We start from the raw sequence: 20,028 nt of genomic DNA, 5'->3' as shown, positions 1-20,028 counted from the left end.
CGCTTCCGGTTGGGAAACAGCTGTTTACCTGTGCCCACTGCTCATCGGAAAATCATCCGGAGCAGGTGCCATAGTGCCACCGATAGGCCACTGAATTATATCCGGTGGGGCGGCCCACGCGAGTCGGCGGCCGGGGTGCGGGCATCCTGCCAAGTGGGCACTACGGCTGCGGAAGCCGGCGCCTGGTAAGCGGCAAATACAAGCGGCGACTCAACTGGTGCGCTTGGCTGGAATGGCACGTGACAGAAGTTGTCGACGATGCAGTGCTTGTGCTCGGCACTGAGCACAGTTTTGCCATACAGTTCCCCGGGGGCCAGGCTGGGCTCCTCGGTTGTGTGCTCGTGCGCATGCAGGTTCAGTACCCACGCCTCCGGCAGCAGCACCCGCGTAAAGCAGAGCAGCAGCAACAGGGCCAGTCGGGAACGAAGAGTTTGCACGTGCAACAGTGTAACTTGTTGGGCCAAATATATACCGAATATCGGACTTTGTACACTGGTCGGGTTCGGCGCCGGCCTAGTGTGCTCAACTGCAACTTTGTTACTTTTGTATTTATTCGCCCGGCATCCTCGATCCAGACTGGGGCCAAGCATTTACCCTTCCATCCCCATGCCTACCTCCGCCGACCGACTTGTTCGAACCCTGAGCCAACACGGCTTGCGCCAGACACCCGTGCGCCGAAGCGTATTGCAGGTGCTGGCTGATGCCGCCTTCGCGCTGTCGGGTAGTGAGATAGAGCAGCAGTTGCCTGCCGGTACCGACCGCATCACCCTCTACCGGACCCTCAAATCGTTCGAGGAGAGCGGGCTGATTCATCGGGTCATCGATTCCACCGACGTTGTGCGCTACGCCGCCTGCTCGATTGAGTGCAGCGCCGAGGCCCACTTCGACAACCACGTGCATTTCAAATGCACCATCTGCCAGCACATTTACTGTCTCAACCAGGTAGCCATTCCGACTGTTACGCTGCCCGCCCAGTTTCAGGTCGTCAGCCGCGACTACCTGCTGGCGGGCGTATGCCGCGAGTGCCAGCCGGCTGTATAGCACTGCTGCCTCAGCCCCATAATCCAGATAGGAGCGCCACTAAACTAGTGCGGGTGGCGCGCGATGAGGAATGCGAAAGCGTGCTGATGCTGGACAAAGATGGTACGCTCAGCAGCTACGATGCTGCCACCGGTACCCGGCAGGCCAGCAGCTTGCTCGATGTCAAGCCGCTATGCCTTTGCGGCTGGCGCTGGTGGAAGCCGATGTGGATCAGGAAGGCGAATACTAGCTGCCACGGCAGAAACACGCCACAATAAAGTTGGCAACTTCTAATAGTAGGACAGGAGCATGTGCAACAGGCACAAGTCCTAAATAACGGCTGTCACCGGCTCCCGACTCTGCGTAGCGCGCCACAGTCGCACTGCGTAGAGTCAGGAGCCTTTTTTATGTTGTCAACGCACAATTACGGTGCGCCGGTCGTAGCTGAGCACCGTGAACACGCCTATCCCGCCTTCCACGGTACTGCGGATGCCGGCCGGTTGCGAGAAGGGGTTGCCATTGGCGTTCCGCGCATCTTCCACCGACTCCAGAAAGTTGTTGTAGGCCTGGTCTAGGTGGAAAAGGGTAACGACCACCGTATCGTTGGGCCGGAAGCGGAAGCTGGTGCCAAGCGTGAACTCCTCGCCGTTATTGAGGCGGTCTTCTAATGCGAACTCGCTTTCCGGATCGTCGGTGATGCTGTCCTTATGGATCATGATCCGGTAGAAGTTGAGCGGGGTGGCCGGGTCGCGGAAGCGGGTCAGAATCAGGGCCTCGCGGAATTCGGGCTCCCGGTCGTTGAACTGCCACTCCACCGTATCAATGGGGATGCGGGCGGGCATGGTGGCCGAGCCCGTTACCCGCCGGCCCTTGTTGTCGGTTACTTCGAGCTGAAACCGCTGGCCCGGCTGGGGGCTTAGCGGGCGGGTGCCGATGTGAGTGTAGGCCTTGCCCGTACCCCGGTCGAAGCCCGGGGCGAAGCGCAGGTTTTCACGGCTGCCGTCGGGCAGCGTGAGCGTAACGGTTATTTCGGTGGGGATGGTGGGGGTAGGGGCGCTCAAGTAAGCCACCGACTCGGTAACGGTGAGGCGCGGTACCTGGCCGTCTTCGAGGTACGCCTCCACCACCAGCTGGGCCGGCAACACTGGCAGCACCACATCAATGTCCTTCTGCAGCCCGCAACTGGCCAGCCCGCCCGCCAGCCCGGCCAGCGCCAGGCCCGTAGCCAGCAGACCAGCCCGCGCCGAATCCAACATCCGTGAAATTCCCGTAATCCGCATCATCCGTGCTCAGAATTTAAAGTTGTAGGTAACCGACGGAATCACTGGAAATAACGACACCTGCCGGGCCCGAAAGCCGGTAATTTCTTCGGTCTCGGGATCTTCGAGCTGCTCGAAAAAGACGAAGAATGGGTTGCGGCGGTTGTAGGCGTTGTAGATGCTGAAGGTCAGGTCTGCGGCCGGAATCCAGCGGGTGGGCTTCATCTGCCACACCAAGCCAATATCGAGGCGGTTGACCGGCGCCAGCCGCGTGGTGTTGCGCTGCGGGTACACCGGCACTGGCCCTCCATTCTCGCCGAACACATCCTGAAACAGGAAACGCGCCTGCGGGAGCGTGGTGGGCTGGCCCGAGCTGAACACGAATGAGCTGGTAAGCTTCAGGCGTTCCGACAGATTGTAGATACCCACCACCGACAGGTTGTGGCGACGGTCGTAAATCGGGAAAAACGAGTTGCCGTTGTTGATGCCCGCCGTGCCTCGCTGGGCTGGAAACTGCCGGTTGGTCCAGGCCAGCGTATAGCCAATCCAGCCCGTGAGGCGGCCCTGCTTTTTCTCCAGGTACAACTCGTTGCCGTAGGCCCAGCCCTTGCCAAACAGGAACTCGCTATCGAGGTCGGGATTCACGAACAACTGGGCTCCGTCCTTGAAGTCAATCTGGCGCTGGGCCCACTTGTAGTAAACCTCGTTGGTGAGCAGGTAACGGCCGTTGCCGAGCAGCCAACTCACGCCGGCGGCCACCTGCTGGCTCCGTTGTGGCAGCACCGATTCGCGCGAGGGGTACCAGATATCGGTGGGCAGCGAAGCCCCGGAGTTGGTTACTAGATGCACGTACTGGTACATCAGGGCGTAGCTGGCCTTCACCGAGACGTTGGATTTGATAGCGTAGCGGGCCGCGGCCCGGGGCTCCAGGCCTCCGTAGCGGTTGCCCGCGCCTTCCGATTGGAAGCCCGAGGCCCGTAGGCCGTACTCGAACTGCCATTTGTCGTTGGGCTTGTACACGTCGGAAGCGTACACGGCCCCTTCCTGGCCGCTGTAGCGGGTGTCGGAGCCGAAATTGATGCGCCCGTCGTCGGAGCCGGCCTGCAGGCGACCGGTGCCGAAGCGGTGGTTGGTGAGCGTGGCCCCGAAGCGGAACTCATGCTGGTCGTTGGGCCGGTAGTCGAGGTCGGAGCGCAGCGTGAAGTCCTGAATGTCGGAGGCTAGACTGAAGCTGAACTGGTCGATGCGGTTGGTGATTTCGTACTTGTAACCGGTGTACGAAAGGGTGGTGTTCAGAAACAGCCGCGAGTTGTACACATGGTTCCAGCGCAGCGAGGCCACCCGGTTGCCCCAGTTGAAGTCAAAGTTGAAGCCGTTCTGAGAGTTGAAGCCGAACACGTCGTTGCCGTAGTAGCCGGTCAGAAACAGCTCGTCTTTGGGGCCTAGCTTGTAGTTGGCCTTGGCGTTGAAATCGTAGAAGTAATAGTCCGGAATCGGGTCGAACTCAGGGTCGTCGGCACTAAGGCGGTTGATCTGGCGCGTGAACACGTCGAAGTAGGTGCGGCGGCCGGCCACCAGAAACGCCCCCTTACCCTTCTTGATCGGCCCTTCCAGCGCCAGACGCGACGAAATGAGGCCGATACCGCCACTAACGCCGATTTTCTCGGCGTTGCCCGGCCGCATCTTCACATCAACCACCGACGAAAGCCGGCCGCCGTACTGGGCCGGAAAGCCGCCCTTGTACAAGTCCACCGACTGCACGGCGTCCGAATTGAACACCGAAAACAGTCCGAACAGGTGACTGGGGTTGTATACCAGCGCATCGTCGAGCAGCACTAGGTTCTGGTCGGCCGCGCCGCCGCGCACAAACAGACCGGTGGTGCCTTCGCCGCCGTTCTGCACACCGGGCTTGAGCTGTAGCGTTTTGAGGATATCGACCTCGCCAAACAAAGCGGGCAGCAGCTTGGCCTCCTTGGCCGTGAGGCGCTCCACGCTCATCTGGGTGGTTTGCAGCTTCTGCTCCAGTGTGCCGCTGCCCTCCACCACTACTTCGCCCAACTCGTTGCCGGCCGCCGTTAGCTGAAAGGTCTGGCGCTGGTTGCGGTTCAGGTTCAGGTCGCGGCTCAGGCTTTGGTAGCCGATAAACGATACTACCAGCTGGTAGCGGCCGGCGGGCAGCGTGAGCTGGTAAGCCCCTTTTTCGTCGGCGGTGGCCCCCAGGCCAAGCGCGGGCACCGCTACGGTGGCACCGGGCAAGATTTCGCCATTGCCGGCTGCTTTCACCAGTCCACTGAGGGTGTAGCGGGCCTGGGCAAAACATGCGGCGGGCAATAGTGTAAAAGCCAGCAGAAAAAGCCCGAAAGCGAAGCGTAAAGTCATCGAAGCCAACTATGCATTGAGCGTGCAAAGGTACGCCCGCGTTCTGCAAACCCGGCCGCAGGTCGAATGTTGCCAGCACTCTTCAGTCAAGCCAAGCACTTGTATAAGAGGTATGTTCTGCAACGATGCGCGAGGCTCCGACGTCGCGGATTCTTGCTGACGGCCAAATAAGTACATGCAACGATGTGCAAAGTCAGAGCTTCGTTCATCGTTGCTTTGCGTAATCCTGTTGCGCAAAGCCTGTATTAAAAAGCCCGTCACGTAGCCCTTCTGTGCTAGGCGCCTATCCAGCCTGCCAGCACTTAGCCCTTACTTGATGGCCCCTTGAATAGCCTGACTTATCTGGGCTGCAGGCACCACGCCTGCCTGCCGCCAAACCGGCTGCCCCTGATGAAATAGAATAAGGGTAGGAATACTCTGGACCCGAAACTGCTGGGCCACTGCCTGGTTTTTATCGACGTCAATCTTGATAACCTTGAGCTTACCCTGGTGCTGGCTGGCTACCTGCTCTAGAATGGGGGCCATTGTTTTGCAAGGGCCGCACCAATCGGCATAAAAATCAACCAAAACAGGCATGCCAGGGCTGTTGAGGAGTTCGGAAAATGACTTTTTAGGCATAATGAGCGCAACAGAAAGGTGACAGGCCCTAATTCGAGCGGTACTTGCTTGTACGCGGTTGCCCGGTAAAAGTAGCGCCGCCAAATGGGCAGTACGCAAAAAGCCCGGTGCTGTAGCACCGGGCTTCGGACAAGAAAGAGGACAAAAAGCGGTCTGCCGCTTATTGCTTGGTTATTAGGTTCACGTCGTTGGCTACTTCGGAGAAGCTGAAGTTGCCGCCTACCACTTTTTTGCCGTTTACCAGGCACTCCCAGGTGTAGGCGCCGGGCGCGGCCGTACCAGCCTCGCCCGAAGTGGCTTTGAAATAATCGGCCTCAGTGGCCAACGATGGGAAGAGTACATCGACGCCGTTCTGGCCCTTCTCAATTTCCTTTACCAGGATGAACGCCTTGCCGGTGCGCTGGCTGGTCACCACAAACTTAGCCGAATAGGCACCCAGCTGGCCAAACTTGTCTACTACGCCCAGCTTGGCAAACGTTTCGGTGGATACGAGCCAGGTTTGGGCCCGCGCCTGCGAAGGGGAGAAAACCGCCAGCACCAACAGCAGCGCAGCAGCGGGCACCAGTCGGCGCAACACAAAATTAAAAGTAGAAAGACGCATAGAAAGCGGTAAAAGAGTGAGAAAGAGTTTCAACGAGAAGGTGATTCTTGCTACCCGGCGGTGGTGAGACAGCCGGCTAATATTTAGGAATATAGACAAGAAGTAACCAAATATAAATACTCTCCAGATGATTTTTACAGGATAATGGCATTTAAATTATCCTGATAGTATTATTATTTGAATAAGGCGTGGCGAAAGCAAGGAAGCGGGTTAGCTGTATTGCAAACTGGTCTGGTTTCCGGTCATGAGTTGCTGGTTGCTTGGCCCCTACGTGGGGCTGGGCAGCCATAGAATGCAACCGTGGAATTTGCGAAACCTGGCAACCGGCCGCGTGTTCTTTTTTCAGTCGCCCTGTTACCCATAGGTTTAGTTCATGCCCATCGATTTCACCACAACTGCCGAAGAACCTGGCGGCAACCGGTGCGCACTGTGCGAGCGGGAAGTGCAGCGGACGTCGCGTCACCATCTGGTGCCCCGCGAGGAGGGGGGGCGCCATGGCCCCACCGCCGACCTTTGCCAGCCCTGCCACAGTACCATCCATCTGCTACTCGACAACAAAACCTTGGCCCGCCACTACGCCAGCATCGAACAGCTGCGAACTGCCGAGGAGCTGCAGAAATATCTGCACTGGATTCGCCGCAGCCGGGTAGAGCGCATCAGTAACCGCCGCGCAGGGCGGCGGTAAGAAAGAGGATGTACGTGAGAAGGAACGTCATCCTTCATATGGCACCCGCGAAGCCGAAGAACCTCTACCGCTTCGTTGTGGCCGATAGAAGTAGTATTGCAGTATCATTTCTTTGACTTCTTTATCCGGCTTCGCGGACGCCAGATAAAAAACGACGTCCCTTTTCTCTCATCTCCTTGTCTCGATACTTCGTTCCCTTTCAGGCATTGCGCCGCCAGCCAACCATTGTGGTAGACAGCATGGGACTGGGCGCAGTGCTCACGCTGGCGCACTGGCGCGGGGCGGCCACACCCGAGGCCCTGCGCGACGATACCAGCGCCGGCTCGGCGCTCCGGGCCCTGCATGCTCCTGGTACGCCAGGCCTGGAGGCTCGCGCTGTAACGGCCAACCACTTCGATATTGATGGATTTGTGGGCGTGTGGGCGCTGCTGAACCCCGAACTGGCATTGCGCCACGAACCCTTGCTGCGCTTGGTTGCCACGCTCGGCGACTTCCGCGAAATAGACTGGCAGCACCCGCTTGCCGACCACGCTCTGCAATTGGTCTGCTGGTTAAATGCCGAAGAAAAGGCCCGTTTTTATGAGCCTTTTGGGGCCGCCGCCCGCCGCCGCCGCGAAGATGAGGCTTCCGCTGAAAAATTCGCCTGGTTTCTGCCCCGTTTCGGTGCGCTGCTGGAAAACCCCGAAATCGGCCGCGCCGCCTGGGAGCCCGAGTTTGCGCGCGTGAAGCGAGCCGTAGCCGTTATGCAGGGGCCCGACACCACCGTGCGCCGCTACCCCGCCATCGGCCTGACGGTGGTGCAGACGCCCGAGCCAGTGCCCTACTATGCCCTGTTTGGCCCCAGCATCGGCACCGATATGGTGCTGAGCCTATACAGTGGGCAGCGCTACGAATTTGAGTACAAATATACCACCTGGATTGACCTGGAAAGCCGCCCCACGCTGCCCCGGCGGCCCCTCGCGCCTCTGGCTGACCGCCTCAACACCCTCGAAAATTCGGCCCGCCGCTGGACCCACGACGGCATCACCGATACCGGCCCGCTGCTGCGTTTGGGTGGCCGCACCCTCAGCAAGGCGCAACGCTACGCCGACCCTGACCAGCGCCCGGTTTATGCTTCCTCCATTGCGCCCGCCGAGCTGGAGCGGGAGTTGGCCGCCTTTTTCGATGCCGACTACGCAGGCATCGAGCCGAAAAAATACTGGAGCTGGGCGGAGGTTAAGACGTTGGAAGTGAAGAGGTGAGAGGTGGAGAAGGAACGTGATTATGAGCGAAGTCGAAGAATATCTACCGCTTCGTTGCAGCCAACAGGATTAGCATTGCAGTAGAGATACTTCGACTGCGGCTGCGCCTTCACTCAGAATGACAGTTTTTTTTGCCTCCTGATTCTCACTCTTCCTCTCAACTCCCGAACCCCAATACCTGCAGCGAACTGATGCCACCCGTGCCTTTGCGGACATTGATCTGGGTACTGACGCGCTCTTTGAGGGCTTCGACGTGCGAGATAATACCGATGGTTTTGCCAGTGCCCTGGAGCATTTCGAGGGCTGAAAGGGCCACATCGAGTGTGTCGGGGTCGAGCGTGCCGAAACCTTCGTCGATAAAGAGCGTGTCGATTTGGGTGCGGCGGCCAGCCAGCTCCGACAGGCCCAGGGCCAGCGCTAGGCTCACCAGGAAGCTCTCACCGCCCGAAAGCGAGTTCATCGAGCGCACGGCACCGGCCTGGTACTCGTCCTGAATGAGCAGGTCGAGGTGCTGCTCGGCGTGGCGCAGAATGCGGTAGCGGTCGGTGAAGCGGTACAGGTGGCGGTTGGCTAGATCGACGAGGCGGGCCAGCGTGAGGCCCTGGGCAAATTCGCTGAACTTCTTGCCGTCGGCCGAGCCGATGAGTTCGGCTAGGTGCCGCCAGCGCAGGGCCTGCTGCTGCTGGTTTTCGAGGGCTGTGGCCAGCTCGGCGTGGCGTTGCTGGCCGGCGCGGTGGGCGCTGAGGCGCTCCTGGCGCTGCCCCAACTGCTGGTTAAGTGTGGCCAGCTGCTCGTTGGCTCCCGACAGCTGCTGAGCGGTGTGCTCGGGGGCATCGGTGGTGAGGGCGCGAGCGGCCTGCTGCTCCAGCTCGGTGCCGGCATCCAGCAGCACCCGCTCGGCCAGGGCGGCGTCTTGCTCATGCTGCCGAAGCTGCGTTTGCAGGCTACTGGCTTCGGATTGGGGGAGCAGCAGGGGCGGCAGTGCGGCGGGGTCGGGGGCGAGGGCGGCTGCGGCCAGGGCCGCTGCGAGGCTTGTGTGGCGCTGGTTGTGGGCCAGTTGCTGGGCCGCGGCGTCCTGCTCGCGCTGGCGGAGCTGGTCGGCGGCCACCATAAGGGCCGTATCGTGCTGGCGGAACTGCTCGTCGGCCTGCTCGCGGCGCTGGCTGGCCGATTTCACGGCCTGCTCCAGCGCCTGTCGCACCCCAGCCACGTCGGACTCGGGCAACAGGGCCAGCCGCTCGGTTCGCTGCTGCTCTATGGCGCGGTTTTGAGCTACTAAGCCCTCCCGGTTGTCGTGCAGCCAGGCTTGCGCCTTTTGCTTCTCTATAACCAAGTAATCGATGCGTGCCTGATCTGCTTCGACCTGCTTGCTGGCTTTATTGAATTCTGCCTCGCGGGCCTTGAACTCGGCCTCCAGGGCCCGGAGCTGCGTGATCATGGCGGCTCCGTTTTCCCCCGTAAAGTTCAGGCCGAAGTTGGTTAGCAGGCTTTCCAGTTGGTTTTTTACGCTGGGTAGCTGCTCCTGCACGTCCCGGAGCTGCTGCTGGGTTTCCTGCAAATCCTGCTGGCTGCCTACCTGGGCATTTTGGGCGGCCAGCTGCCCGGCCAGGGCACTGGCCAATTGCATTTCGGCCTCAGCCCGCTGCTTGTTCAGGTCCTGAAGCTGTTGCACCAGCGCCCGGCTTTCGGCGGGGATGGCTTCCTCGCGGGCCGGCGTCACGAACTGCAGCGGGGCGTCGGGGGCTACGCGGCTGGCGTCGCCACCGGCATTTTCGAGCAGGTTGAGAAAGGTGTTGAGGCGGTTGATGCGGGTGTTGAGGGCATGGGCTTCTTGGGTCAGGCTTTCAACTTTGGCCTGCTCCTGCGCCAGTCCGGCATCGGTCAGGCCGAGTACGCCGGCTGCGTACGGATGCTCCAAAGCGCCGCATAGCGGGCAGGGCGCGTGGGGCTCTAACTGCCGCCGGGCCTCCTCGTGGCTGAGAATAAGCTGTTGGGCCTGGGCCAGCTGACGCTGGGTTTCGCGGTGGGTTTCTTTTTCGGCCAGCTCCCGGCGCAGTGTCTGTATGTGGTGGTGCAGCAGGCGTAGCCGCTCGTCGCGGGTGGTGGCGGCAATCTGGATTTGCTGCTCGGCGGCTTCGAGGTGCTGGCGGGCAAGGCGGGCGGCGGCGGCGGCCTGCTGCTCCTGCAGCCGGGCCGTGTGCAGGCGGCTGGCAAGCGTGGTTACGCGCAGGTTCAACTGGCCATCCTCGGTGCGCAGCCGGTCCCAGTCCTGCACTAAGCCTGTAAAAGCGGCAAAAGCGTCCAGCATCTCGGCCCGGCGGCCATGCTCGCGAAGCCAGGCAGCGGTTGTTTCGAGCTGCTCACGGGCCTGCTGGCTGCGGGTGCTGATGGTGGCTAACTCGGCATTCAGGAGTTTGCAGGCGTCGTTGCGCTGCTCGTATTCCTGGCGGCGGCCGTCCAGTTCCCGGACTTGCTGGGCAATGGTGAGGTCGAGCTTTTCGGCAGCCAGCAGCACCGGGGCCTGGGCCTCACGAGTAGCGGTGGTGCTTTCGAATGCCTCGCGGGCTATGGTGTGAGCAGTTTCGGCAGCGGCGCGGCGCTCCTGTAGCTTGGGTAGCTGCTGGCGCAGGCGTTCGGCTTCGGCCTGCATGCGGGCCAGCTGTCCGGCGTCCTGGCGCAGCAGCGCCAGCTCGGGAGCAAAGGGCAGCGCCTGCAGGTGCAACGCCAGCCGCTGGCGCAGCGGGGCCAGGGTTTCGGCCTGCGTGGCCAGCTGCCTGCGGCGCTGCTCGGCTCCGAGCTGCTTCTGCTGCAAATCGTGCAGGCGCTGGTGCCAGCGCTGGGTTTCGCGCAGCTGCTCCTGGCGGGCAGTGGCCTCTGCCAGCTGGCGGGTTAGGTTTTGGGTTTCTTCTTCCAGAAAAGCGGCTTCCTCGGGCGAGAGCAGCGCCACGCCGTTCAGGCCCTGGCGCAGCTGTTCCACCTGTTGGGTTTCGTGCTTGGCCCGCTCAAAAGCCGCCCGCGAAATGTCGGAGTACTTCTTGGTGTCGGTAATCTTCTCCAGCAGTTGGGCCCGCTCGCCGGCCGGGGCCTTCAGAAACCGCGTAAAGTCGCCCTGGGCCAGCAGCACCGAGCGCAGAAACTGTTTGTATTCGAGCCCGCTCAACTCGGCCACCCGGCGTGGTACCTTAGCTTTATATGTTTCCAGAAACTCCCAGGTTTCGGTGCCATCTTCGGCCTGTTTTCGCTCGCTGAGCTCCATTCTGGGGTCCTGCAGATTGGCCCCGGCGCGCTTGCGGGCGCGGTACTGGCCCCACTTGCTGCGGTACTGCTGCCCGTTCACCTCAAACTCTACCTCGGCCCAACTCTCGCCCGTGCCGTGGCTCATCACGTGCTCGGGCCCCGTGGTCTCGTGGCGGGGCACCTGGCCGTAGAGAGCCAGCGTAATGGCGTCGAGGATGGTGGTTTTGCCCGCTCCGGTGGCCCCGGTAATGGCAAACAGGCCCGCATCGGCCAGTGGGGCGATACTGAAATCCACGAAATGCTCGCCGCGCAAAGAGTTGAGGTTGAGGAAGCGGACGCGGAGGATTTTCATGCGGGACTATAAATCAGGTATTCTATCACCGCCCGCAGCTTAATTGCTGACGCTTGAGTAGTGGATCAACGGTAAATGAACCGCAAGGTAGAACGGTTGAGTGGTACTTATTTGAGAGCAGCGACCCCAGAAAATCGAACGGATGTCTATATTCAGCCAAAAGTAACCGCACCAACATACCGGTGAGCGTCGGTAGTCGCTTTGCACTACCGGCGGCACTCATTATCTATCTTGCCAACATGCTCCGCATTTTATTTCTGTGTCTGCTCTTGGTCGGCACTACGACTCAGGCACAAAGCATTGAAACACTATATCAGCAAGGGAACCACGCCGCGATTGTGCGCAATGCAGCTACGGCCAAGAAGTTGAGCGGAGCAGAGGCGTACATGGTGGGTTGCGCCTATTTCCAAATTGAGCAGGATGAGCTGGCTGTAAACTACTTTGATATGGCGCTGGCCAAAGGCGTGAAGACTGGGCCAGTTTATTTTAAAAAAGGACTGGCACTACGTTTCGCAAAAAGGTTCTCCGAAGCGCTGACTGCCTTTGACGAGGCTCTTATGATAGAGCCAAAAAACACCGAATACCAAGCCGAGAAAGGGCTCGTCTATTATCAGGCCGGAGAGTATGATTTGGCTTTAAGCTACTTCCGGCAGTTGCAACAGCAACCGCGCGCCTCGCCCACAACCTTGTATATGATTCCGCATATACTGCACTTGCAGCAACACTACACGCTGGAATTGAGCGGGTTTTACGCCGCCACCACCCTCATTCCACCAAAGCATCCTCGCTATTTAGAAACGCTCGCTGATATTGGAAAGCTGGAGTATAGCTTCACCGGCGACTATCGCAAGGCAGCCACGACGTATGCCCGCGCTATAGAACTGTTTCCAGAGGAATTCGAGTTGACTAGCAAGCTGCTGAAGGCGCTAAATGCAGCGGGGCAGTACAAGCGGGCTGACAGTGTTTTCGTTGCGTTTCAACGCCTGTACAAGCAAAATAAATTGCCAGCAGAAATAACTAAATCAGGCACTGTAGCGGTGGCTGAGTTCCACTGGCAAAAGCAGCTGATGACTGTGCACCGTAGCCTGGATGAGCCGCTTGAGATACTTGCCGTTGCTTATCGAGCGTACCTCATCACACCGGCGGGGGATAAAGTGGAGCGCTGGTTTACCGTCGAACGAACGCTGCCACTCAATGGTGGGGCAACCTATTTGTTATGCGAGCTTGGCCGGACCTCCGGCACTCACCATACTTACCCCTACGGGTGGAAACCCATTGATTTATCGGTAGCAGCTATTTTTGAAGGAATCTCCTTGGTGTTAGATGGCAAGATGGAACCGAGCGCTTCTTCTGACCCCAGATGATGATTGAACTGCTTCTCCGGCCTGTTTTGTGTCAGCGCAATTGCCAAAAATGGGCGTACTAACCTCAAACGTTAGTCAAGACCTAAGCGTGGGGGCCGATAAACTTGACTGGGCGCTACCGCCCACTACTCACCACCACTATCTTCGGCAGCGGCATGGTGCGCAGCAGCAAAAATCCCAGGGTGCCGGAGATGAGCGAGGCGGTGAGGATGGCCAGCTTGGCTACCGGCTCACCGGCCGAGTGCTCGCCCAGGGCCAGCAGCGTGATGAATAACGACATAGTGAAGCCGATGCCGCCCAGCAGGCCCGCGCCCCAAATGTGCCGCCACGTAACGCCAGCCGGTAGCGAGGCCCAGCCCAAGCGGATGCTCAGCCAGCTGAGAGCCCCGATGCCCAGCGGCTTGCCTACTGTGAGGCCCAGAATGATGCCCATTCCCAGCGGCGTAAGCAGGTCGCGGAACACCGAGGCTTCGATTTCGAGGCTGGTGTTGGCGAAGGCGAAGAGGGGGATGATGACGAAGGCCACCACCGAATGCAGGCGCTGCTCCAGCTTCTGAGCCGGCGAGCTGATAGAGTCGGAAAGGTACTCCAGCTCTTCGCTGATTATGCGCGGGTTAGCTCCCAGGCCATGTACCTCGTCCTGTAGCATGCTCAAGCGGCTGTTGAGCATGAGCAGCAGCTCGGGCTTGGCCATGCCGATGCGCGAAGGAATGGTGAAGGCCAGCATAACGCCGGCCAGTGTGGCATGGACTCCCGACTCGTGCATGAAAAACCACAGCAGCACCCCCAGCGGCAGGTACACTACCAGGCTGCGCACGCCCAGCAGGTTCAGGTTCATCAGCAGCATCCATACGCCCAGGGCCAGGTAAAGGGAGTTTAGGTGCAGATTGGTAGTATAGTAGCCGGCAATTACCAGCACGGCACCCAGGTCATCGACAATGGCCAGCGCGGTGAGGAATACCTTGAGGCCCAACGGCACGCGCGGCCCCAGTAGCTGCAGCACGGCCAGGGCAAAGGCAATGTCGGTAGCCATCGGAATGCCCCAGGCATTGGCGGCGGGCTCGCCCCGATTGATGAAAAAGTACACCAGCGCCGGCACCACCATGCCGCCAAAGGCCGCCGCAATGGGCAGCGTGGCCTGCCGCCGGTCCGAAAGCTCGCCCTCCAGCAACTCGCGCTTGATTTCCAGGCCCACAATGAGAAAGAAAATGCTCATCAGCCCGTCGTTGATCCAGTGCAGCAAACTCAGGTTCAGGCCCAGGCCATTAACGGTGAGGTTGAGGTGCTTGTCCCAGAGCCGCGGGAAAAAGTGCGCCGGACCCCAGTTTACATTAGCCAGTACCAGGGCCAGCACAGCACTGGCCATCAGCATAATGCCACCTGCTGCCTCGCGACGGAAAAACTCGGTAAAGGGCCGCACCAGCGGACGAACGATTTGGGGTACAGCCATAGAAGCCAGCAGGGTAGAAGTGCACAGGCCGGCGGCTAAAAGCTGCCGCGGGCCCAGGGTAGCGAGCTGCGGCACGGCAAACGGCCCCCGGCTCTCTCAGCCAAAGATACAAGACTCACCACAGCCGCCGACCACGAAGTGGCCTTTTACAGGCTTTCCAGCAGCTCATCGAAAGTGCGTAGCAACTCGGCGCGGGCCTCGGCCGGCTCGGCTTCCAGGCGCTGCTCGAATACCTCACGGGCCGTAAAATCGTGCAGGCTTCGTGTGAGGCTGGCTTCGGCTTCCTCGTTGGCCCCCAGCGGCCGCAAGGCAATCAGGCGCAGGTGCCGGCGGGCCAGCACCACGAGCTGCTGCCGGTCGAGGGCGTCAACTACCTTCAGCAGCGTTTCGGCTACTTCCAGCTGGCTCAGCTCCGAGTGTACCTGCACATCGGCCCAGGCCGGCAGCGCGTAGCCGGCGTTGTCGTAGGCCGTGAGGGCGGCGGTTACCTCGTCCAGCGTGCCATGCATGCGTACCAGCCGCCGTGCGCCCGGCACCGGCCGGCTGTTCAGGCTGGCTACTTTGCCGGCCACAAACTCCACCAGCAGTACTTCCTTGGCGTGGTCGACTTCGGAAAACGACAAGGCAATAGGAGAGCCTGAGTAACGGATATGCTCCTGCCCGCCCACCCGCTGGGGCCGGTGCAGGTGGCCCAGGGCTACATAGTCGAAAACGGTCGGAAAGTGGTCGGCGGTTACCTGGCCCAGGTTGCCCACATGAATGGTGCGCTCCGAATCGGAGGGGGCGGCCCCGGCGGCGTAGAGGTGGCCGGTAGCCAGCACGGGCAGCCCCAGCGCCTTCAGTTGCCACACCTGCTCCACCTCAGCCACGCGGGCGTAATGGTCGGCCAGGCCCTGCCTGATGCGGGTTTCGCGCTCCTCGGCCGACTCGCCGGGCACCGAGAGGCGCACATCCCGGTCGCGCAGAAACGGCACCGCGCACACCACCAGACCCGGCTTACCGGTGGCATCATCAAGCACCAGCACCTGATCCTCGAAGCACTCCGGCACACAGCCCACCACGTGCACCCGCAGGTGGCGCAGCAGCCGGGCCGGCGCGTTCAGGGTGGCTGGCGAGTCGTGGTTGCCGCCTACCACCACCACGTCGCGGCAGCCCGTGTTGCGCAGCTTCAGCAGGAAATCGTAGTACAGCTCCAGAGCTTGGTTGGAGGGCGAGCCATTATCGAAAATGTCGCCCGCCACTATGAGTACCTCTACTTGCTCGGCCTGAATAGTGGCTACCAGCCAGTCGAGGAAGTGGCAGTGCTCCTCGGTTCGTTCGTGGCCCTGAATAAACCGCTGGCCCAGATGCCAGTCGGCGGTATGTAGTACGCGCATGACTACGAAGGTACTCCGGCCGGCAGAAACCTGCTGTATCGGGCGCTGTGTGAAGCCATACCACCGCAGCCACCGGCTACTGCTCCCACAGGGTTCGCTTGAACTCGGCCTTACTGAACGACTCTCCGTTTATTGTCGTGTTGCCGCTAAAGCCACCTAAAAAGCCAATGCTGCGGCAGTTTTCGTCCAGTACATCCGACGCTTCATCGGCCCCGCAGTTACCCGGGCTGAAGACGATTACCAGCCGGTCCTGAAAACGGAACTCCTTTATGCTGGCTCCTATCGTGCGCGGTCCGGTTTTGCAGGAGCTTCCCTTGGCGAATTGCTGCACCTTCTCCGTGATGCAGCCGCTGCTGGGCTCTACGCCTTCCATTGTGTCTTTGCAGGAACCGAAGCCGAGCGCGCTCAAGGCTAACAATAGCATGGTTCGTTTCACAGAACTGGCATAAAAAAAAGTGTCGAAGCTGATATAGCTTCGACACGTAAGAGTTAGCTGCAACCGAGAAAGGTTGCACAGCCACCAGCTGGTTTTAAGCGGACTGCTGCTGAAACGAGGTAACTGCTTCGCTTAAATCGTACACCACCGTATCCGGCAAAGCAGCCTGCACAATGCTGGCACCAGCCGCCGAGCGGTAGCCACCGGCGCAGTGTATTAGCACGGGCTTGTCGGTTGGAATTTCGGCGGTTCGTTCACGCAGCTCGGGCAGCGGAATATTCAGGACGTTGTCGAATAGCCGTTCTTTTGCTTCGGTACGGTTGCGGATGTCGACGATGGTATAGCTGCTGGGGTGCTGGCGCACGTGTTCTACGTCGGCAGCGGGGCTGGTGTCGGACTGTTCGCGGGGGGCGAGCAGGGCGCCTTTGATATTGGTTTCGTAGCCGATTTTGGCCGCCTTGCGGATGATCGTATCGAGAGCAATCTGCGAGTCGGCCAGTAAGTAAAACGGCTCATCGGGCCCTACAATCGAGCCCAGCCAGGTTTCGAACTTGCCCCCATCCATCAAATTGATGGCCCCGGGCAGGTGGCCGGCCCGGAACTCGTCGGCCGGCCGGGTGTCTACTACCAGCAGGCCGGGCTCCATCTCGGTTTCATCGCGCAGGCGTGGCACCGTCCGGATGCTGTCTTCGAAGGGCGCGGCACCATGCTTGTTGAGCAGCACATTGTGCCCGAAATACTTGGGCATGAAGGGCTGGTCTTCTAGCAAGACCTTCACAAAATCCTCCTCGCTCATAGGCTGGAGAGCGTAGTTGGTTTTTGTCTCCTTACCAATAGTGCTGTCGAGGTCGGAGCTGGTGGTTTTGCCGCACAGCGAGCCGGGGCCGTGGGCCGGGTATACCTTGGTAGAGGCGGGCAGTGTCATCAGCTTCTGGCGGGTACTGTGGTAGAGCTGGGCCGCCAACGACTCGCGGCTGTGCCCGCCTACCGTGTCGGATTCGCGCAAATCGGGCCGGCCCACGTCGCCTACAAATAGCGTGTCGCCGGTAAATACGGCCCGGGTCTTGGCCAACTCGTCCATCAGCAGCACACTGATGGAGTCGGGCGAGTGGCCGGGCGTGTTGAGCGCGTGCAGCTCGACACTGCCCACCACGATGCGCTGCCCATCGTCGAAACCCTGGTGCGGGTAGCCGGCCTGGGCCAGTTGGCTGATATAGATAGGAGCGCCGGTTTCCTGGGCTATTTCGAGATGCGAGCTAACAAAATCGGCGTGAGGGTGGGTTTCGATGATGGCCACTATGCGGGCCTCGTGCTCATCGGCGAAATCGTAGTAGGGCTGCGGGTCGCGGGCGGGGTCGATGAGGGCAATCTGACCTTCGCTGCGGATGGCGTAGCTGGCGTGGGCCAGGCCTTTATCGTAAAACTGCTGAATTTGTACCGAGCCGGTACTACTGGGCAGAGGACTCATGGGGTGTTGGATGTGGTGAAAGGTGCCCCGGCCATTGCTGAGCCGTTGCAGAGGGGCATACTTTCAAATATACGTAACCCAACTGCTCCGTGCTGCAAAAGTTGTTCGCACCGGCTTCCTGCCCACTAGAAAAAACGCCACCTAAACTGGTGCGGGGCCCAGCCAAGGTGGCACTTCACTGCGGGCGGCACGTAGTATCGGCCCGTCCGCTTTTCCCGGTAGCCTGCGCCCGACCCGCCGGGAAGCGGGCCGGTTTTCAGGTCGGCTCAAACGAATTACGGCTTGCGCCGGCCGCCTGCTAATGCCGGGTCTGCATTCGGCGGTTGCCGCGCTGTTGCTGGCGCTCCTGGCGCAGCTGGGCATAGCGGGCATATTGGTCCGGCGTGAAAATGCCCTGTAATTGGGCTTCATACTGCTGCTGCCGGGTTTGGACCGTCTGGCGCCTCTCGGCCGGGCTGGTGTCGGCAGGTGGTGGGCTGCCGGCACGACGGGCCTGGGCGTCGGTGCGGCGGCTTTGTTCGAGCTGGATAAGCTGTTCGCGCTGCCCGGCCGAGAGGCCCAGTTGCTGGGTGAAACGGTCGGCTATCTGCTCAGCCGACATAGGTGCCTGACGCTGTGCGTTTTCGGGGGCGTTAGTGGGCGAACCGTCCTGCATGGCAGCGGCCGTAGCCTTTTTGCGACCAGGCGAAACCTGAGCAGTAGCCGCGCTGGCCGATAGGGCCGCAAGAGCCAGTAGAGTGAGCAACTTTTTCATAGAAGGAGAGTCTGTGGGCCTGGTTTATGGCCGATAGACGCCGGCGCGGCCGGGAGGTTTAAAGGGGGCGGCTTTTTGCGCTGCTTTGCCCGGTTTGTGCCCCACAAACCGGATTATAGCCTATATTCGGGCCACCTGAACGGAACTTTCCGCTTCTTTAGGGCTTCTTCTCACCTTTTTTCACCTCTTTAATACCTCTTCTTCTATGGCAGATATTTTCGCCAGAAAGTCGCTCGAAAAGCTCATGACCGAGTCCGATGAGGGCGAAGGCGGCGGGCTGAACCGGACCCTGACGGCTACCAACCTCACCCTGCTCGGGGTCGGTGCCATTATCGGAGCCGGTATTTTCGTGCTCACGGGCACGGCGGCGGCCAACGCCGCTGGTCCGGCCATCGTCATCTCCTTTATCATTGCCGGCCTGGGGTGCCTGTTCGCGGGCCTGTGCTACGCCGAGTTCGCCTCCATGATTCCGATTGCCGGCTCGGCTTACACCTACGGCTATGCCACGTTGGGCGAGTTTGTCGCCTGGATTATCGGCTGGGACCTGATTCTGGAATACCTGTTTGGTGCCGCGACAGTGGCCGTAGGCTGGAGCGGCAACGTGGTCAGCATCCTGCACAAATCGGGCATCGATTTGCCCGCTGCCATTGCCAGCGCCCCCGTTAGCTACGATGGCGGCGAATTTGCCCTGACTGGCTCGTTCATTAACCTGCCCGCCGTGCTGCTGATTGGGGTTATGACGACGTTGCTCGTTATCGGAATTCAGGAATCGGCCCGTTTTAACAATGTCATCGTGTTCATTAAGGTGGCCATCGTGCTGCTCGTTATCGGCTTCGGCTTCAAATACGTGAATGCGGCTAACTGGGAGCCTTTCATTCCGCAGGTAGAAATTCTGCCCGACGGTAGCTCGCGCTTCGGCTGGCAAGGTATTGTGCGTGGCGCGGCCGTAGTATTCTTCTCCTACATCGGTTTCGATGCCGTGAGCACCGCCGCCCAGGAGGCCAAAAACCCCCAGCGCGATATGCCGATCGGCATGCTCTTGTCGCTTGGTATCTGTACCCTGCTCTACGTGCTGATGGCGCTGGTACTCACCGGTCTGACTTCGTATAAAAACCTCAACGTACCCGACCCGGTACTCGTGGCCCTCGAAGCTGCTGGCCCGGCGCTTAAGTGGCTGTATTTCTTCACCGGTATCGGCGCCATTGCCGGTCTGGCTTCGGTGGTTCTGGTGATGCTTATGGGCCAGCCCCGCATCTTCTTTGCCATGTCGCGCGACGGCCTGTTGCCAGCTATTTTTGGCCGGGTACACCCGCGTTTCAAAACTCCCCACATCACTACCATCTTCACGGGGGTAGTGGCTGCCACCGTAGCCGGCATTCTGCCCGTAGGCCTGCTGGGCGAGCTAGTGAGCATCGGGACGCTATTCGCCTTTATTATTGTGTGCGCCGGCGTTATCGTTATGCGTCGCCGCGACCCCGATGTGGTACGGCCCTTTAAAACGCCTTTCGTACCGCTCGTACCCATCCTGGGTATTCTCATCTGCGGCTACATGATGTTCAACCTGCCCTGGGACACCTGGTTGCGTCTCATCATCTGGATGGTTATTGGCGTAGCTATCTACTTCTTCTACGGTCGTCACAACAGCAAGCTCAACCGCGAGCGGGAGGCCGAAGCCGCCCAAATCAGCTAGCAAAAACGAAAGCCTGGTAGCTAATGCACTGCCAAGCGTGCTAGTAAAATCAAAGGACCTCATTAGGCCAAACGACATCGTTACCACGACGTGTTTGG

Annotated in this window: 16 protein-coding genes; 5 read left to right on the top strand and 11 right to left on the bottom strand. The window is 60.2% G+C overall.

What is annotated here, in order from left to right; all coding sequences use genetic code 11:
* Positions 1 to 95: 95 nt before the first annotated feature.
* Entirely contained in the window at positions 96 to 437 is a 342-nt protein-coding gene (locus HW556_RS03060) for a hypothetical protein (RefSeq protein ID WP_176897851.1), read from the bottom strand.
* A 169-nt stretch (positions 438 to 606) separates the two neighbouring features.
* Here HW556_RS03060 and HW556_RS03055 point away from each other — a divergent pair, with 169 nt between their 5' ends.
* Positions 607 to 1,041 (top strand): Fur family transcriptional regulator, encoded by a 435-nt coding sequence (locus HW556_RS03055; protein WP_176897848.1) that lies wholly within the window; start codon positions 607 to 609, stop codon positions 1,039 to 1,041.
* 392 nt (positions 1,042 to 1,433) lie between these two features.
* Here the strand turns inward: HW556_RS03055 and HW556_RS03050 are convergent, their stop codons facing one another.
* The 4 genes from HW556_RS03050 to HW556_RS03035 all read right to left on the bottom strand — a co-directional run bounded on the left by HW556_RS03050 (position 1,434) and on the right by HW556_RS03035 (position 5,877).
* On the bottom strand, positions 1,434 to 2,303 hold the full coding sequence (locus HW556_RS03050) for a DUF4249 domain-containing protein (protein WP_176897846.1): 870 nt from the start codon (positions 2,301 to 2,303) through the stop codon (positions 1,434 to 1,436).
* Positions 2,304 to 2,309: 6 nt separating this feature from the next.
* Positions 2,310 to 4,658: a TonB-dependent receptor gene (locus HW556_RS03045; RefSeq protein ID WP_176897844.1), complete on the bottom strand. Its 2,349-nt coding sequence runs from the start codon at positions 4,656 to 4,658 to the stop codon at positions 2,310 to 2,312.
* A gap of 309 nt (positions 4,659 to 4,967) precedes the next feature.
* Positions 4,968 to 5,276 carry a thioredoxin gene (gene trxA / locus HW556_RS03040; protein ID WP_116943115.1) on the bottom strand — a complete coding sequence of 103 codons (309 nt, stop codon included), beginning with the start codon at positions 5,274 to 5,276 and terminating at the stop codon, positions 4,968 to 4,970.
* A 160-nt stretch (positions 5,277 to 5,436) separates the two neighbouring features.
* Complete coding sequence (locus tag HW556_RS03035; protein ID WP_176897842.1) at positions 5,437 to 5,877, bottom strand: hypothetical protein; 441 nt, start codon at positions 5,875 to 5,877, stop codon at positions 5,437 to 5,439.
* Positions 5,878 to 6,250: 373 nt separating this feature from the next.
* Between HW556_RS03035 and HW556_RS03030 the strand changes: the two genes are divergently transcribed.
* Positions 6,251 to 6,562 carry an HNH endonuclease gene (locus tag HW556_RS03030; protein ID WP_176897840.1) on the top strand — a complete coding sequence of 104 codons (312 nt, stop codon included), beginning with the start codon at positions 6,251 to 6,253 and terminating at the stop codon, positions 6,560 to 6,562.
* A 176-nt stretch (positions 6,563 to 6,738) separates the two neighbouring features.
* Positions 6,739 to 7,803, top strand: a complete 1,065-nt coding sequence (locus tag HW556_RS03025) for a DUF6687 family protein (RefSeq protein WP_176897838.1) — start codon at positions 6,739 to 6,741, stop codon at positions 7,801 to 7,803.
* 157 nt (positions 7,804 to 7,960) lie between these two features.
* On the opposite strand, the gene HW556_RS03020 is transcribed toward HW556_RS03025, so the two are convergent.
* The gene (locus tag HW556_RS03020; protein WP_176897836.1) at positions 7,961 to 11,392 is read right to left on the bottom strand and encodes an AAA family ATPase; all 3,432 of its coding nucleotides are present in this window, start codon (positions 11,390 to 11,392) and stop codon (positions 7,961 to 7,963) included.
* A 239-nt stretch (positions 11,393 to 11,631) separates the two neighbouring features.
* Between HW556_RS03020 and HW556_RS03015 the strand changes: the two genes are divergently transcribed.
* Positions 11,632 to 12,756 carry a tetratricopeptide repeat protein gene (locus tag HW556_RS03015; RefSeq protein WP_176897834.1) on the top strand — a complete coding sequence of 375 codons (1,125 nt, stop codon included), beginning with the start codon at positions 11,632 to 11,634 and terminating at the stop codon, positions 12,754 to 12,756.
* Positions 12,757 to 12,871: 115 nt separating this feature from the next.
* Here HW556_RS03015 and nhaA read toward each other — a convergent pair whose 3' ends face one another.
* The 5 genes from nhaA to HW556_RS02990 form a co-directional block, all read right to left on the bottom strand.
* Positions 12,872 to 14,206: a Na+/H+ antiporter NhaA gene (gene nhaA, locus HW556_RS03010; RefSeq protein WP_176897832.1), complete on the bottom strand. Its 1,335-nt coding sequence runs from the start codon at positions 14,204 to 14,206 to the stop codon at positions 12,872 to 12,874.
* Between the two features lie 146 nt (positions 14,207 to 14,352).
* A complete protein-coding gene (sbcD, locus tag HW556_RS03005; RefSeq protein ID WP_176897830.1) occupies positions 14,353 to 15,582 on the bottom strand; it encodes an exonuclease subunit SbcD in 1,230 nt (409 codons plus the stop codon).
* Positions 15,583 to 15,658: 76 nt separating this feature from the next.
* Positions 15,659 to 16,018, bottom strand: coding sequence for a DUF6970 domain-containing protein (locus tag HW556_RS03000; protein ID WP_176897828.1), 360 nt, complete (start codon positions 16,016 to 16,018; stop codon positions 15,659 to 15,661).
* Positions 16,019 to 16,112: 94 nt separating this feature from the next.
* On the bottom strand, positions 16,113 to 17,486 hold the full coding sequence (locus tag HW556_RS02995; RefSeq protein ID WP_176897826.1) for an MBL fold metallo-hydrolase: 1,374 nt from the start codon (positions 17,484 to 17,486) through the stop codon (positions 16,113 to 16,115).
* A 298-nt stretch (positions 17,487 to 17,784) separates the two neighbouring features.
* Entirely contained in the window at positions 17,785 to 18,240 is a 456-nt protein-coding gene (locus HW556_RS02990; RefSeq protein ID WP_176897824.1) for a hypothetical protein, read from the bottom strand.
* Between the two features lie 205 nt (positions 18,241 to 18,445).
* Here HW556_RS02990 and HW556_RS02985 point away from each other — a divergent pair, with 205 nt between their 5' ends.
* Positions 18,446 to 19,930 (top strand): amino acid permease, encoded by a 1,485-nt coding sequence (locus tag HW556_RS02985; RefSeq protein WP_176897822.1) that lies wholly within the window; start codon positions 18,446 to 18,448, stop codon positions 19,928 to 19,930.
* The last annotated feature ends 98 nt before the right edge of the window (positions 19,931 to 20,028 follow it).

It is taken from the genome of Hymenobacter terrestris (genome assembly GCF_013377905.1).
Classification (GTDB): Bacteria; Bacteroidota; Bacteroidia; order Cytophagales; family Hymenobacteraceae; genus Hymenobacter; species Hymenobacter terrestris.
This window is presented reverse-complemented; position numbering and strand designations above follow the sequence as displayed.